Annotated in this window: 14 protein-coding genes; all 14 read right to left on the reverse strand. The window is 60.3% G+C overall.

What is annotated here, in order from left to right; translation table 11 throughout:
- Positions 1 to 55: 55 nt before the first annotated feature.
- The 14 genes from DFR37_RS17905 to DFR37_RS17970 all read right to left on the reverse strand — a co-directional run bounded on the left by DFR37_RS17905 (position 56) and on the right by DFR37_RS17970 (position 13,949).
- A complete protein-coding gene (locus DFR37_RS17905) occupies positions 56 to 697 on the reverse strand; it encodes a glutathione S-transferase family protein (protein WP_242341906.1) in 642 nt (213 codons plus the stop codon).
- Positions 698 to 1,168: 471 nt separating this feature from the next.
- A complete protein-coding gene (locus tag DFR37_RS17910) occupies positions 1,169 to 1,792 on the reverse strand; it encodes a hypothetical protein (RefSeq protein WP_113934606.1) in 624 nt (207 codons plus the stop codon).
- A 249-nt stretch (positions 1,793 to 2,041) separates the two neighbouring features.
- Complete coding sequence (locus DFR37_RS17915) at positions 2,042 to 2,302, reverse strand: DUF2274 domain-containing protein (RefSeq protein ID WP_113934552.1); 261 nt, start codon at positions 2,300 to 2,302, stop codon at positions 2,042 to 2,044.
- Entirely contained in the window at positions 2,299 to 3,609 is a 1,311-nt protein-coding gene (locus DFR37_RS17920) for a TraB/TrbI/VirB10 family type IV secretion system protein (RefSeq protein ID WP_113934553.1), read from the reverse strand. Before DFR37_RS17920 ends, DFR37_RS17915 begins: the two co-directional genes overlap by 4 nt.
- A gap of 2 nt (positions 3,610 to 3,611) precedes the next feature.
- The gene (gene trbG, locus DFR37_RS17925; protein ID WP_113934554.1) at positions 3,612 to 4,604 is read right to left on the reverse strand and encodes a P-type conjugative transfer protein TrbG; all 993 of its coding nucleotides are present in this window, start codon (positions 4,602 to 4,604) and stop codon (positions 3,612 to 3,614) included.
- Positions 4,601 to 5,305: a conjugal transfer protein TrbF gene (gene trbF, locus DFR37_RS17930; RefSeq protein WP_113934555.1), complete on the reverse strand. Its 705-nt coding sequence runs from the start codon at positions 5,303 to 5,305 to the stop codon at positions 4,601 to 4,603. Before trbF ends, trbG begins: the two co-directional genes overlap by 4 nt.
- 11 nt (positions 5,306 to 5,316) lie before the next feature.
- Positions 5,317 to 6,567 carry a P-type conjugative transfer protein TrbL gene (gene trbL, locus DFR37_RS17935; protein WP_113934556.1) on the reverse strand — a complete coding sequence of 417 codons (1,251 nt, stop codon included), beginning with the start codon at positions 6,565 to 6,567 and terminating at the stop codon, positions 5,317 to 5,319.
- Between the two features lie 16 nt (positions 6,568 to 6,583).
- On the reverse strand, positions 6,584 to 7,324 hold the full coding sequence (trbJ, locus tag DFR37_RS17940; protein WP_113934557.1) for a P-type conjugative transfer protein TrbJ: 741 nt from the start codon (positions 7,322 to 7,324) through the stop codon (positions 6,584 to 6,586).
- The gene (trbE, locus tag DFR37_RS17945; RefSeq protein ID WP_113934558.1) at positions 7,321 to 9,780 is read right to left on the reverse strand and encodes a conjugal transfer protein TrbE; all 2,460 of its coding nucleotides are present in this window, start codon (positions 9,778 to 9,780) and stop codon (positions 7,321 to 7,323) included. Before trbE ends, trbJ begins: the two co-directional genes overlap by 4 nt.
- Positions 9,781 to 9,792: 12 nt before the next feature.
- Positions 9,793 to 10,077 carry a VirB3 family type IV secretion system protein gene (locus tag DFR37_RS17950; RefSeq protein ID WP_113934559.1) on the reverse strand — a complete coding sequence of 95 codons (285 nt, stop codon included), beginning with the start codon at positions 10,075 to 10,077 and terminating at the stop codon, positions 9,793 to 9,795.
- Positions 10,074 to 10,451: a TrbC/VirB2 family type IV secretion system protein gene (locus tag DFR37_RS17955; RefSeq protein ID WP_113934560.1), complete on the reverse strand. Its 378-nt coding sequence runs from the start codon at positions 10,449 to 10,451 to the stop codon at positions 10,074 to 10,076. The genes DFR37_RS17950 and DFR37_RS17955 overlap by 4 nt, the downstream gene beginning before the upstream one ends.
- Positions 10,448 to 11,476 carry a P-type conjugative transfer ATPase TrbB gene (trbB, locus tag DFR37_RS17960; protein WP_113934561.1) on the reverse strand — a complete coding sequence of 343 codons (1,029 nt, stop codon included), beginning with the start codon at positions 11,474 to 11,476 and terminating at the stop codon, positions 10,448 to 10,450. The genes DFR37_RS17955 and trbB overlap by 4 nt, the downstream gene beginning before the upstream one ends.
- On the reverse strand, positions 11,473 to 11,937 hold the full coding sequence (locus tag DFR37_RS17965; protein WP_113934562.1) for a ribbon-helix-helix protein, CopG family: 465 nt from the start codon (positions 11,935 to 11,937) through the stop codon (positions 11,473 to 11,475). Before DFR37_RS17965 ends, trbB begins: the two co-directional genes overlap by 4 nt.
- Positions 11,934 to 13,949 (reverse strand): conjugal transfer protein TraG, encoded by a 2,016-nt coding sequence (locus DFR37_RS17970; RefSeq protein WP_113934563.1) that lies wholly within the window; start codon positions 13,947 to 13,949, stop codon positions 11,934 to 11,936. Before DFR37_RS17970 ends, DFR37_RS17965 begins: the two co-directional genes overlap by 4 nt.
- Positions 13,950 to 13,990 lie beyond the last annotated feature (41 nt).

A 13,990-nucleotide genomic window follows, 5' to 3' on the forward strand; every position in this document is an offset into this window, starting at 1 on the left:
GCCAACCTCAACACAAACCTTGCTTCGGCAGGGAGTATTCCGTTGTTTTAGTGGGCTAGGCGACGCTTTGAAGAAACGCCGGTCGCTCGCTGATTCGTCGATGCCATTGCATCAATGACGGGTAAATGGGCGCCGCACCTAATTGTTCCTGGTAATCGTTGCCAAGCATTATCCAGCGGTGCACGGCAACGCCCAGCGGTAGGTCGCCCACCGTCAAATCGGGGCCGACACAGAACAAGCGGTCCTTCAGAACCTCGTCCAGAATGGCCAAGTGACGGCAGCTTTGCTGGAAAGCATGCTTGATGGCCGCCACGTCCTGTTTTTCTTTAGGTGTACGGGTCAAGCCGATAAAGGCGATTGCCAGAGCAGGCGACAGCGTGCCCAGCATCCAGTCCATCCAGCGCTCGCTGTCGGCGCGTACGCGCAAGTCGGCCGGCATAAGCGTCCCCATACCGTACTGCGAAGCCAGCAATCTGACGATGCTGTGTGACTCCCACAGCACGTAGTCGCCGTCCACCAGGGTGGGGACCAAGCCGTTGGGATTCATCGCCAAATATTCGGGCGTCGTGTTCACCCCGAAGGCAAGCCCCGCGTCGATACGTTCGTAGTCCTTTCCTTCTGCAAGCCCCAGTTCGCCAAGACACCAAATTACTTTTTGAACATTCAGCGAGCTTAGTCTTCCGTATATTTTCATCATTCGATTGACCCTTTGCCTATTTCGGAAATCAGCGTCCGAGAATATTCAGACACGACGCTGCGCAATGACCTAAAATTGCCTTCAAGACCGCGGAAGCAATCATCCAACAAATTGATTTTAATGACAGAAATAGATTTATCCAGCCACACTCCCATGGTGGATCAAGAGTTGCCGTACTATGGGACAAAAATGCAGAATATTTCTTTAAAATCAACAAGCTAAAGTTAAATACGCCTCATCCTTCTCTGACTTGCTATGGGCATGGATTGGCATATTCTGGCGACTAAATTGTCCCAAATTTGTCCCAAGAACTTGACCGTCAACTTATGGCATATCCTGGCGTGTGCAGGCATACTTCGCCCACACATTCCTCACTGCGCTGCTGTGCCCTATGACACCTATTTTGGCTGCGTTTTAACCAGGGAACAGCACCTTACGCCTCCCCTACGACTCCCCTACAGTCACCAATACTCACGTCGTCGGTCGATCGCGCAGGAGCTGAGTCACCTGCTGATAGCGAAGCATCCAGTTGGCAGTTTCACCAGAGCGGCATCCAATGACTTGAGTTATCCGGGAGAAATCCGCTTGCAAATTTCGCGATAGGATAGGCTCATGATGGGCAATGCGATTACGTAATACCCTTAGCGCTTCCAAGTCGTCATATAGATTTTTCCTCAACTGCTGATATGGTTGCGTCAAGTCGAGATGCGGTAAAACCGTTGTGAGCTTGTGAGACCACAGTCGTTGATCATGGCGGCTGGTGAACATTCGTTGCCAAAAGACGAATTTCAGTTCGGCGATGACTTTACCTGTCTGTCCCACAACGGGTGCTTTTTGTCGGGCGTCAAACAAGTCTCTACGCGCGTTGTAACCAACAGGTGGTGAAGGCAAGCTCATTTCAAACGCAGATGACCATGGCCAATTGGCACCATATTTCCAGGCCAATGCATCAGAAATCGCATTGCGAATTACGACCTCGCAGATATGAAGCGGCGCAAGAAACGCGCCCGAAATCTGTGCATTCCAGATATAAAGACCAAGCGCAGAGGTATCATCGTCTCCGTTGACGCCAGTAATTGCTTCATAGGTGCTCATACGGGCCGCGGACAAAGCAGCTCTTATTTCTTGGATTGCCTCTTTGGTTGACACCACTGCGCACTTGCCTTATAGTGAACCCACTAGCCCCGGGCCTTGTTGACGAAAGTCTCCCCCCAGGGACAGACGATAGTAGTAAGTAGCCCCGCCTTGTGCGGGGCTTTCTTCATTGTAACCATCTTGACATCCAATAACCAATGTGGCGACGTTTGACGCTCAGGTAGTGCATCACCATAAGAAGAACTGACATCAAGCCGTTCGCGACGATGGCCCAGCCGAAGACACCACCCTGCCCCTATCGCCCCTCCTAAACCCTCGATCCCCGGCCATGAACGCTTCCAGCATATGCGGAATCAATGTCACGGCATCAACTGCCTCCCCATACGTCTGCGCATGCTGCGCAGCGTAGCGCTCCAGCTCCGCTTTCAGACTGGCCGGACATGTAAAGGTCACCTTAACGGTTTCAGTCTTGGGCAGCGGCCCCAGCCGCAGCTTTCGGGTGGTGCTCATTGTGATACTCCCTTGTTGAAGAACAATGGCTGGTATGGCCGCAGCACCAGGTCCCGGTTGACGATGATTCGCACGGGCATTCCTGCGCGAATGGTCAGGGTCGGCTGGATGTTCATATTGCGTCGGGTCATTTCCTGGCCGACCTGATTGATGCTGTCCTGGGCGCTGTCGCGCCCGGCGATGATGATGCGGTCGCCGTCCTGGCGGTTTTCCGGGGCGGCCAGCTCGGCGCCAACACCCAGCAGCGTTGTCAGTACCGCACCGCCAACGATGCGGCCCCAGTGCCAGTCCACGTCATCTTCCAAGCCGGCATAGCCCGCCGGGTCGGTGCCGATCAGGTTATCCAGTGTGAGCGAGGACGTGTCAGGCAGGATGACCCGATGCCACACGACCTGTACCCGGCTTTGGCCGTAGCTGACCTGGCTGTTGTAACGGCCCAGGATGCGCGAGCCTTGCGGAATCAACAGATACTTGCCGGTCGCGGAGTCATAGACGGGTTCTGTGACAGTACCGATGACATCACCCGGAAGATCTGACTTGATGCCTGTCACCAAGGCGGCTGCGATCACCGTACCGGCCATGACCTGATATGGCGACGCGGGCATTTGCAGGTTGCCAGAATTACGGGTTTCCGCTGAGCCGGATTGCAAGAACGCCTCTTTCTGGTCTTGCCGGTTCTGTGCAGCAGTGGGATCGGATGATTGTGCTGCCGTCGAAGCTGGGCCTGCCGCCAGCGGATCAAAGGCGGCCAATGTGTTGTCCATGCCAGGAGCCACAGGCATAGCGTGTGCAGTCGTCGCCGCAGGTTGTCCAGACTGCCCCTGGCCGGTGCGGAAGAACACCGACGAAGCAGCAGCCGCTTCTGCCTCTTTTCGCCGCGCTTCCCGTTCGGCAGCTTCAGCATCAACGCCCGGCGGCGCGTACGTGGCGACCGCTGGTTGCTGGCTATTCACAATGGCCGGCCCCAAGTCGCCGGGCAAAGGCGGGCCAAGTTCCGGCACATCGGGTGGCACTTCTGGTGTTGGCAGCATAGAGTAGTCCGCAGGCAAGGCGTCAAGCCCTTCAGACTTCGATACCCGGTCCACGTTGTAAAGCTCGGTCTGTGTACCTGCACCGCGTCGCTGGGGTTGCAGCGACCAGATTGTGGCACCCAGCACCGCCACCGACAGCCCACCCACCAGCAAGGCCAAGGTGCGCCGGTTCAATCGCGTCACAGGCCGGGGCTGGGCGCGCAGCGCCACGGTTTCAGGGAGCACTTTATCGGCCGCTTGTGGCGTGGCTGGATCGGGTGCGCGTTCCTCACTCATGTTCAGTTCCTCCGCGTCACACCATCAGTGCGTTCAATGCGCACCACGTCACCCCGATCACCGCCCAGGCGCAGTTCAGCCGCACCAAAGAGCCGATCCACGATGTAGTACGGTGAGCGGAAGCGGTAATTCACCAGTTGGCCGTCGCCTTCAGCGCCGATCACAAAGAGCGGAGGCAACTCTCCTTGCTCGATGCCAGCCGGAAACTGGATATAGACCTTCTGCCCATCATCAAAGGCCCGCAGCGGCTTCCAAGGTGGATTACTGCCGCTGACGGCATAGCGGAAACGCAGATGTTCCAGCGCCACCCCACTATCAACAGGCGCACCGGCGTGCGCTGCCTGATTCTGGCGCTGCAAGGCCAGCATCTGATCCTTTGGATACTCCCAAGATACCGACGCCATCCACGTCTTTTCGGTGGAAGTCAGTTCCAGCAGATAGGTGCGGCGGCTGGTGGTGATGACCAGGTTCGTCTTCAGACCTGACCGAATCGGCTTGACCAGCACGTTCACGCGCAAGTCAGCGCCGCTGCCGCTGGAGGTGTCCCCAACAATCCAGCGCACGGTGTCACCGGCGGCAACCGTGACCAGTTCCTCCCCTGGCTGCAGCGCGATCACCGTCACGCGGCCCACGCCGGTATAGACCTGATAGAGTGCTCCGTCGCTATAGGGCCAGACCTGAATGGCATTGACGTAACCCTCGCGGGTCGGCGCAACGCGAGCCTCGGCATTGGCGCGAGATACCCGCACGGTTTCATCGGCGGGTTCAGGCGTGGACGTGCCGCCCTCCGTACCCGGCAAGGGTTTCAATTGCGCCGGCAGTGCCAGGGGTTCAGGCACAGCGATCACTTCGACCGGGCTAGGCGGCTCGGGCAGCAGTTCAGCCTGTACCGGCTCATCGAGCGAGATGGCCGGTGGCGGCTTGCCCTGTGTGGCGCAGCCCGCCAGGGCAAGCAGGGCCAACGGAAAAGCGTAAAAGCGCAAAGACGGCATCATCGCTGTGCTCCTTCAGAAGAATCAAGTTCACGGCTCCACGACAGGCCATTGACGTAAAGCCCCAGGGGGTTCTTGCGCAAACGCGCTTCGGTGCGCGGCGGCTGATGCACGATGGACACCACCGCTGTCCAACGCTCCAGACCTGCGGATGCGCCATTGACGTAGCGGCGTTCTGTCCAGCGCACGTTGAAGGACGTGTCGCTCGCCCGCACGACACTCGTGATCTGCACCGTCACGGACTCTTTGCCAATGCGGGTAAAGGGATCATTCACCCGTGCGTAGTCATTCAGCACAGCGGCCCCCTTGTCCGTGGTGTAGTCGTAGGCGTCCAGCCAGTTCTGGCGCACCACGACGGGGTCGATGGAGAGCGAGCGCACCAACGTGATGAAGCGGGCAATATGGTGGGCGGTTTGTGCATCGTTGGGCCGGTACGGCGAAGCCGCCTCCCCAACGGCCCGCACCTGGCCGGCGTTATCCACCTCCACGACATAGGGCGTGACGATGGACTGCATCGAGCGCCACACCAGACCGCTGGCCATGAGCAGCGCCAACAACAGGCAGCCAAAGGCCATCAACCGCCAGTTCCTGGCCTGCACCCGCGCCGAGCCGATACGGTCGTCCCAGACCTGGGCGGCGGATTGGTAAGGTGTGGCGGGTTGCGGAGATTCGGCATAACGCACCAGCGGTCGTTTGAAACGCATGAGGGTTCCCCTTATGAATCGGAATCACGCAGGCTTGGGCCTTGGCCCGCGCCGCCGCCATCCCCACCGCGCAGCGCGTGGGCAGTGGTCGTGGCGGCTTGCGTCAGTTGTTGTCGGCGGTGCAGGCGCTTAGCCCATGCCGGTTGGGCAGGGGCGCTGGCTGTCTCGGTGGACGCTCCACCGGATGCGCTTGCCTCGGCACCAGAAGCAGGGGTTGCCCCCGCCGCTCCTTTAAGGCCACCACCCGCCGCTGCACCCGTCTGAAAAGCAGACCGGATGCTGCCCGCGCTCGAACCGATGGATCGAGCCGCGCCGGAAGCCATGCGGGCGGCGCCCGGAACCATGCGTGCCCCCGCCGCCACCGCCCCACCCACTCCCGTGGCGGCTGCACCGATGGCAACAGCAGTTCCAACCGCACCCACGGCGGCACCGGCCATGGAGCCTGCGCCCAACTGCGGGCCGCCGGAAACGAGCCCCGTCGCGATGCCCGGCCCGAAGATCCCCAACGCCAACAAAGAGAGCGACGCCAGCATGATGACCAGCGCATAGTCGACGGACGGCTCTTCGGGATGTACCTGGAACTCAGAAAACAAGCCGCTACCAATACCGACAATCACAGCCAGCACCAGCACCTTGACGCCGGAGGACACCACATTGCCCAGTACCTTCTCGGCAAGAAATGAGGTCTTATTCCAGAGTGCAAAAGGCACCAGCACGAAGCCGGCAAGCGTGGTCAGCTTGAACTCGATCAAGGTCACGAAAAGCTGAATCGCCAGCACGAAGAAACTCAGCACCACCACCATCCAGGCGAGAAACATCACCACGATTGGGTCGATATTGGTGAACACCTCGGGAAATCCTGCCATGTCGCCGATTTGTTCCAAAATGGGCGCGGCGGCATCAATACCAGTTTTCGCCAGCCGTCCCGGCTGCAAGAAGTTGCCCATCGTGAGCGACGAGCCTGAAGCGATCAGGCCCAGCCCAGCGAAAGAACGGAACAGGATGCCAGCCAGCACATTGAAGTTGCCGATGATGTAGGCAAATGCCCCGACATAAAGTACCTTGCGCAGCAGCTTGGCGATCACGTCGTCGCCCTGGCCACTGGCATGATTCATCGCCCAGAACAGGCCGGCCAGCGTCATGTCGATCACGATGAGCGTAGCAGTGAGAAACGCCACATCGCCTTGCAGCAGCCCGAACCCCGAGTCGATGTACTGCGCAAAGGTAGCGAGAAAACGGTCGATCACCGCCACGTCATTCATGGTTCAAGCGCTCCGATCAGTTGCCGTAGAAATTCACGGCTTGCGGCGTATACGGCGTGCCGCTGCCCTGAAAGCGCTGGCGCACTTCACGGGCGCGCTCGGTCGCCGCCGCCTGGCGTGCCAGCTCCAATGAGGCGGCGCGGTCCTGGGTGATCTGAAGCTGTTGCGCCTGGATGTCCTGCTTGGCCTGCAAGGCCAGAAGCTGGTTGGTCGCTTGCATAGCCTGCAACGCGCCTTGCGCCGACTGGCTTTGATTCACCAGATCGGCCAGCGTGCTTTCATCGTCGCGCAGGTTCTGCGAGGCTTGGGCCTGCACCCGCATGGCGGTATGCAGGCCATTCAACGTATTCTTCCAGCGCTCACGGGCATCCTGAGCCATGCTGTCGCCGCTCACAGTGGCGGCATACTGGTCGGGATACAAGCGCGCAAACTCCTGATCCATATTCGCCACCTCGTAACTGAGCCCTTGCGCCTCGCCGATCAGGCGCTCGGTGGCGGCAAGCGTGGTGCGCAGACGGTTGACGACATTGAAATCCAGGCTCGCCAGATTGCGGGCCTGATTCATCAACATCTGGGCCTCGTTCTGAAGCTGGTTGATCTGGTTGTTGATCTGCTGCAGTGTACGAACGGCGGTCAGCGTGTTCTGCGTATAGTTGGATGGGTCAAAGACCGTTTTCCAGGCCCAAGCGGGCGAAGCGGTGAGTAATGACGCCGAAAGAACGGCAGCAAGCGATACAGATAGCATGCGAGTTTTCATAGCAGATTCTCCTGTAGGTGAGAAGCAACGGCAGTGACTGAAGGTGCGAAGCCGGGAAACTCGGGCAACAGGTTGGCGGCCCAGTCCAGACCGCGATGGCGCAACCAGGCATCCGCAAAGCCAGGTACGCCGGCGTCCAGCAGGATGCGGTCGATGTCGCGCTGATCCTGCGGGGTGGATGCCCCCGCAAAGGCCAGCGTGGCCGGCCCGAGGTCAAGATCGAACAGGCGGTTGCCCAGACGCGACTGGTAGTAGTAGTCGCGCTTGGGTTGGGCGGTGGCCACAATCTCGATCTGTCGGGTGTTCAGGCCGAAGCCTTCATAGATCGTGCGAATCTGCGGCTCCGTTGCCTGCGGGTTGGGCAAGAAGATGCGGCTCGCGCAGCTTTCGATAATCGCTGGCGCAATGCTCGAATCCTTGATGTCGGCCAGCGACTGCGTAGCAAAGATCACCGAGACATTTTTCTTGCGCAGGGTCTTCAACCACTGACGGATACGGGCGGCAAAAGACGGTTCATCCAAAAACAGCCATGCCTCATCCAGAATCAGAAGGGTTGGCGCGCCATCAAAGCGTTCGTCAAACCTTGCGAACAGATAGCGCAGCACCGCCTGCACGGCGGCGGGGCTGTGCATCAGCTCTTCCATCTCGAAGCCCTGCACGTCAGCCATACCCAGCCGGTCATGGTCAGCGTCCAGCAACTTGCCGTGCGCACCGCCCAGCACATAGGGCGCAAGCGCCTGGCGCAGCGTGTTCGATTGCAGCAGTACGGAAAAGCCCGTCAACGTGCGCTGCTCCACCGGCGCACCCGCCAGACTCCCCAGCGCCGACCAGATGGCAGCCTTGTCGTCGGGGCTGACGGCCATACCCTCGTGCAGCAAGCGGCCCTCAATCCATTCCGCCGCCCAGGTGCGGTAGCCTTCATGGTCGATGCGTGCCAGCGGCTGAAAGGCGATCTCGCCATCATTGCCAAGGTCATAGTGCTCGCCCGCCAGACCTAAAATGGTGGCGCGCATCGAGCGGCCCATGTCAAAAGCGAAGATGCGCGAACCGGGATACCGGCGAAATTGCTTGGCCAGGACGGCCAGCAATACCGACTTGCCCATGCCAGTCGGCCCGGCAACCAGGGTATGGCCCACATCGCCAATATGCGTCACCAGCCGGAATGGCGTCGCGCCTTCTGTGCGCGTGACAATGAGCGGCGGCCCATCCAGATGCTCATTTTTCTGTGGCCCGGCCCACACCGCAGACACTGGCATCATATGGGCCAGATTCAATGTAGACACAATGGGTTGCCGCACGTTGGCATAGGCATTGCCGGGAATGGAGGACAACCAGGCATCCACAGCGTTCAAGGTCTCGGGAATCGTCACAAAGCCCCTGCCCTGAATGACGCGCTCAATCATGCGCAGTTTTTCATCGGCCACGGCGGGGTCGGTGTCCAGCACCGCCACGGTGGTAGTGACATACCCGAAGGCAACTTGGTCGCTGCCCAACTCCTGCAAGGCGGCGTCCGCATCGGCGGCCTTGTTGCTGGCATCGGTATCAACCAGCGGTGACTCCTGCTGGAAAATCGTTTCCCGGAGCAGCGCCACAACGTTCTTGCGCTTGGCGAACCATTGACGGCGTAGGCGGCGCAGCTCCTTTTCCGCCTCGGCTTTGTCCATACAGATAAAGCGCGTACTCCAGCGATAAGCAAAGCCAAGCCGGTTCAGGTCATCCAAAATGCCCGGCCAGGTGGAAGTCGGAAAGCCTCGCACCGACACCACCCGCAGATGCGCATCACCCAGCGTCGGAGCCAGCCCACCCACCAACGCGGAGTCAGTCAGTAGTGCATCAAGGTGAAACGGAACTTCCGGTACGCCGATGCGGTAACGCCGTGTCGAGATGGTGGAATGCAGGTAGGTCAGCGTCTGGCCGTCACCCAGCCAGGAAATTTCCGGCATCACACCATCGAGCAGATCAAAGACGCGATCCGTTTCCGCTACGAAGGCAGCCAGCCGTTCGCGCCAGTCCACCCCTTCTGCCGGACGATTCTCATAGAGCATTCCCGCTGCGCGGGCGCGGGATTCCTCGGGCGGGAGAAACACGAGCGTCAGGTGATAGGCGCTCTCGAAGTGATGCCCGGCCTCTTCGAAGGCAGCACGGCGCTCCTGATCGACCAGCCAGGACAGGCTTTCAGGAAAGTCCGAATGGGGATAGTCTGCCGCTGGACGACGCTCGGCCTCGATAAAAAGCGCCCAGCCCGACCCCAGACGGCGCAACGCATTATTCAAGCGGGCAGAAGTCGCGATCAGCTCACCTTGGATGGCGCTATCCAGATCCGGCCCGCGAAAGCATGACGTGCGCTGAAATGATCCATCCTTGTTCAGCACCACACCGGGCGCGATCAATCCGGCCCAGGGCAGCCAGTCGGCGAGCAATGCGGGGCGCTGACGATATTCGGCAAGGTTCAGCATGGCATCATCTCCTCACACATCCAACAGCGTTTTATGTTTGATGTGGCGGGCAAAAACCTGCATGAACTGCGGGTCAACACGCGCGCCCCATACCGCCAGGGAATGGCCAACGATCCAGAGCACCACACCTGGAATCCATAGTTGCAAGCCCAGCCCCACGGCAGCGGCCAGCGTGCCGTTTGCAATCGCCACGGTACGCGGTGCGCCGCCCATCAAAATCGGTTCAGTCAGCGAACGATGCAGCGGCACCTCAAACCCAGCGGCGAAGCTGGGAGCGCCTTCGATGTCCGTATTCATACGACGGCCCCGCCGGAGAATGAAAAGAACGACAAAAAGAACGACGATGCGGCAAACGCGATGGACAGGCCGAAGACGATTTGAATCAGCTTGCGAAAGCCGCCGCTGGTGTCACCAAAGGCGAGTGCCAGACCCGTGGCGATAATGATGATGACAGCCACGATGCGCGCCACCGGCCCCTGTATGGACTCCAGAATGGATTGCAGTGGCCCCTCCCAGGGCATGGAGGAACCAGCAGCCTGCGCTGCACCAGCCGCCGACATCAGCAGTACGGCCAGCAGCAGCCCTTGCACCACAGGGTGGGCAAGGCGACGCCACCGCGTCACAGCGACAAGGGGAACAATGCACATACGGAAGGCATTAACAGACGTCATAACGAGTCTCCAGGCAGATCAGAGGATGGAAAAGAAGCAAGCGATGGCTCGGACAATGGCGTTTCCAGCGCATCGACCAGTTGGTAGCCCGTGCCGTCAAAGCCGGCCACGCGGGCGATACTTTCGATACGGCGCTTGCGTCCGCGACCAGCGATGTAGATGACGACATTGACCGCCTCGGCGATCAGAGCGCGCGGTGGGTTCACCGCCACTTCCAGAATCAGTTGCTCCAGGCGTAAGAGCGCACCCACGGCAGAACCCGCGTGGATGGTGGCGATACCGCCGGGGTGACCCGTACCCCAGACCTTGATGAGATCCAGCGCTTCACCGCCACGCACCTCACCGACCACCACACGGTCGGGGCGTAGCCGCATCGTGGCGCGCACGAGTTCCTGCATCGTGATCACACCCATGCGTGTGCGCAGCGGCACATGATCGTTTGCCGTGCATTGCAGCTCCACCGTGTCTTCGAGCACCAGCACACGGTCGCCCGTAGCGGCGATTTCAGCGAGCAAAGCATTGGCAAGTGTGGTCTTACCCGTGCTGGTGCCACCCGCGATCAGGATATTCAGCCGCCCACGGACCGCTCTCACCAGAAAGTCGGCTTGCGCCGTGCTCATCATGCCGTCGGCGATGTAACGGTCCAGCGGAATCACGCCCACGGCGCGCTTGCGCAGCGCGAAGGCCGGGCCGGGCGCGGCGGGCGGCAAGATACCCTCGAAGCGTTCGCCGGTTTCGGGCAGTTCGGCGGTCAGAAGCGGCTGGCCGCGATGCACTTCCGCGCCAACATGCGCAGCGACCAGGCGGATAATCCGCTCGCCATCCGCTTCAGACAGTTCCAGGCCCAGCGGCGCCCGGCCGGTGGAGAGACGATCCACCCAGAGCGAGCGGTCGGGGTTAAGCATGATTTCCACTACGTCGGGGTCTTCCAGCGCCTCGGCGATCACCGGCCCCATCGCGGTGCGCAACATCTGAATGCGGCGATTCAGCGCGACGGCAATTGATGATTTCGGAACGGCACTCATGACACGCGCTCCTGCTGCTCGAACGCGGTCGTAGTGTCATCCAGGCGCACAGGGTCGGGGTGCAGTTCCTCCACTACATCGCGCACCAGACTGCGACCGCGCATCAGGTGGCGGCCAAGCTGTTCGACGAATTGCTCAAAGCGCGCCTTGCCCTGGGCGCGAGCCGCATCCTGATGGGCTTCGGGAACCGGCGTGCTGACGGTCAGGTAGTAACGCACGAACAGCGCCAGTGTTTCGATCTGGATGTTTTGGTCACGCTCCAGCCGCTCAAACTGGCGAGATAGCCGATCCAGTCGCTTGGCCATCGCCGCTTCGCGCTGGTCGCCGGCATCGGGCGAAAGCCAGGACGCCAGCGCCGCCGCCACGATGGATGACTTGGATACGCCTTTCTTGGCGGCCAGCTCATCCAGGCGCTTGGCGTGTTCGGGATGGATAAAGAGGTTCAGGCGGTAGCGGCTCATAGCTGAATTCCGTCATCAGGATCAAGGGAGGCCATGCGCGCCACGCGTTGCATGGCGGGGTCAAGCTGGCTGGGCAGCATAGTGGGACGCTCATCGTCATCAAGCAGCGACAAGTCGCTGACCGGGTATTCGGGTTCGGGGCTGTAGGCAATAACGTCCTCAAGCTCAGGCTGGTGACGTGGGCCGCCATCGTCCGCCGTGCCGGTCATGTCATGGTTTTCCATCGCCTCGACAGTGGCGGAAACAGTCGGAATCGCCAGTCCGTCCCAGTCGTCAGGACGGGCTGGCGGCGCATCCGCATAGCGCCCAGCAGCCAGCGCGGGCGGCTGCAACACCCGTTGCGAGAAATTGACATCGGCGTAATAGCGCAGTTTCTTCGCCTTGATCGGCGCCACGCTGGACACCATCACCACGGCTTCATCCGGTGGAAGCTGCATCACTTCGCCGGGGGTCAAGAGTGGCCGCGCCGTTTCCTGGCGCGACACCATGAGGTGTCCCAGCCAGGGCGCAAGGCGATGGCCGGCATAATTGCGCTGGGCGCGCAGCTCGGTAGCGGTTCCAAGGGTTTCGGAAATACGCTTGGCCGTGCGTTCGTCATTGGTGGCGAAGGTCACACGGACATGGCAGTTATCCAGAATCGAATGGTTCTGTCCGTAGGCTTTGTCGATCTGATTGAGCGACTGCGAGATCAGAAAGCTGCGAATACCGTAGCCCGCCATGAAGGCCAGCGCCGTCTCGAAGAAGTCCAGACGGCCCAGCGCCGGAAACTCATCAAGCATCAGCAGCAGCTTGTGGCGACGCTCAATGCCATCGGAACCGTCGAGCGATTCAGTGAGCCGCCGCCCGATCTGATTGAGAATCAGGCGAATCAGCGGTTTGGTTCGTGAAATATCCGAGGGCGGCACCACCAGATACAGCGATACTGGATGCTCTGACGCAATCAGGTCGGCGATACGCCAGTCGCAGCGCGAGGTGACTTCGGCCACCGTCGGGTCGCGGTATAGGCCCAGGAACGACATGGCGGTGGACAACACACCGGAACGTTCGTTATCCGATTTATTCAGCACTTCGCGAGCGGCAGACGCCACCACGGGATGCGGCCTGCCTTCTTCCCTATCCGCGCCAAGGTGGGCGGTCGTCATCATGCGATGCAGCGTCAATTCGAATGGGCAGGCGGGGTCTGACAGAAAATTCGCCACGCCGCGCAGCGTCTTGTCCTCGCCCGCATAAAGCACATGCAAGATGGCACCCACTAGCAGTGCGTGCGACGTCTTTTCCCAATGATTGCGCTTTTCCAACGCGCCTTCTGGATCAACCAGGATATCGGCGATATTCTGCACATCACGCACTTCGTGCTCGCCCCTGCGCACTTCCAGTAGCGGGTTGTAGCCGGCCGAGCGGCTATCCGTGGGATTGAACAGCAGGCAGTGCGAGAAACGCGAACGCCAGCCGGCAGTGATCTGCCAGTTCTCACCCTTAATGTCATGGATGACGGTCGAGGCCGGCCAGGATAGCAGCGTCGGCACCACCAGCCCCACGCCCTTGCCCGAGCGCGTGGGAGCGAAGGCCAAGACGTGTTCTGGCCCTTCGTGGCGCAGATACTGTTCGTCATGCAGACCAAGGAGGATACCGGTCGGCTGGGTCAATCCGGCCTTACGGATGTCGCCACTATCGGCCCAGCGGGCCGAACCATAAGTGGTGACCAGCTGCGCCTGACGCGAACGCCAGATCGACATGCCGATGGCGACCACCACGGCAACCAGGCCGCTGCCACCAGCGATCATGCCTCCGATGTTGAAGACCTCCGGCGCGTAGGCATCGAAAAAGAACCACCACTCAAAGAGACGCCAAGGGTAATAAACCGGCGTACCGTGGAAATCGAACCAGGGCGCACCCAGGCGCAGCTGATAACCCAAGGCGGCGGCTGTCCATTGTGTAGCGCCCCACACTCCGGCGATCACGATGCCGAATACGACGGCAATCTGCCCGAACAGTACGTTCGTCCCTTGCATGGCCTAGCCTCCGACTTCTTCTGCCTGATTTCCTCGTTCAA

Source organism: Eoetvoesiella caeni (genome assembly GCF_003315175.1).
Taxonomy (GTDB): domain Bacteria; phylum Pseudomonadota; class Gammaproteobacteria; order Burkholderiales; family Burkholderiaceae_B; genus Eoetvoesia; species Eoetvoesia caeni.

Bases quoted from the DNA above. Each gene is read 5' to 3' on its own strand.
- DFR37_RS17905 (WP_242341906.1), bottom strand. From the start codon at position 697: ATGATGAAAATATACGGAAGACTAAGCTCGCTGAATGTTCAAAAAGTA.
- DFR37_RS17910 (WP_113934606.1), bottom strand. From the start codon at position 1,792: ATGAGCACCTATGAAGCAATTACTGGCGTCAACGGAGACGATGATACC.
- DFR37_RS17915 (WP_113934552.1), bottom strand. From the start codon at position 2,302: ATGAGCACCACCCGAAAGCTGCGGCTGGGGCCGCTGCCCAAGACTGAA.
- DFR37_RS17920 (WP_113934553.1), bottom strand. From the start codon at position 3,609: ATGAGTGAGGAACGCGCACCCGATCCAGCCACGCCACAAGCGGCCGAT.
- trbG (WP_113934554.1), bottom strand. From the start codon at position 4,604: ATGATGCCGTCTTTGCGCTTTTACGCTTTTCCGTTGGCCCTGCTTGCC.
- trbF (WP_113934555.1), bottom strand. From the start codon at position 5,305: ATGCGTTTCAAACGACCGCTGGTGCGTTATGCCGAATCTCCGCAACCC.
- trbL (WP_113934556.1), bottom strand. From the start codon at position 6,567: ATGAATGACGTGGCGGTGATCGACCGTTTTCTCGCTACCTTTGCGCAG.
- trbJ (WP_113934557.1), bottom strand. From the start codon at position 7,324: ATGAAAACTCGCATGCTATCTGTATCGCTTGCTGCCGTTCTTTCGGCG.
- trbE (WP_113934558.1), bottom strand. From the start codon at position 9,780: ATGCTGAACCTTGCCGAATATCGTCAGCGCCCCGCATTGCTCGCCGAC.
- DFR37_RS17950 (WP_113934559.1), bottom strand. From the start codon at position 10,077: ATGAATACGGACATCGAAGGCGCTCCCAGCTTCGCCGCTGGGTTTGAG.
- DFR37_RS17955 (WP_113934560.1), bottom strand. From the start codon at position 10,451: ATGACGTCTGTTAATGCCTTCCGTATGTGCATTGTTCCCCTTGTCGCT.
- trbB (WP_113934561.1), bottom strand. From the start codon at position 11,476: ATGAGTGCCGTTCCGAAATCATCAATTGCCGTCGCGCTGAATCGCCGC.
- DFR37_RS17965 (WP_113934562.1), bottom strand. From the start codon at position 11,937: ATGAGCCGCTACCGCCTGAACCTCTTTATCCATCCCGAACACGCCAAG.
- DFR37_RS17970 (WP_113934563.1), bottom strand. From the start codon at position 13,949: ATGCAAGGGACGAACGTACTGTTCGGGCAGATTGCCGTCGTATTCGGC.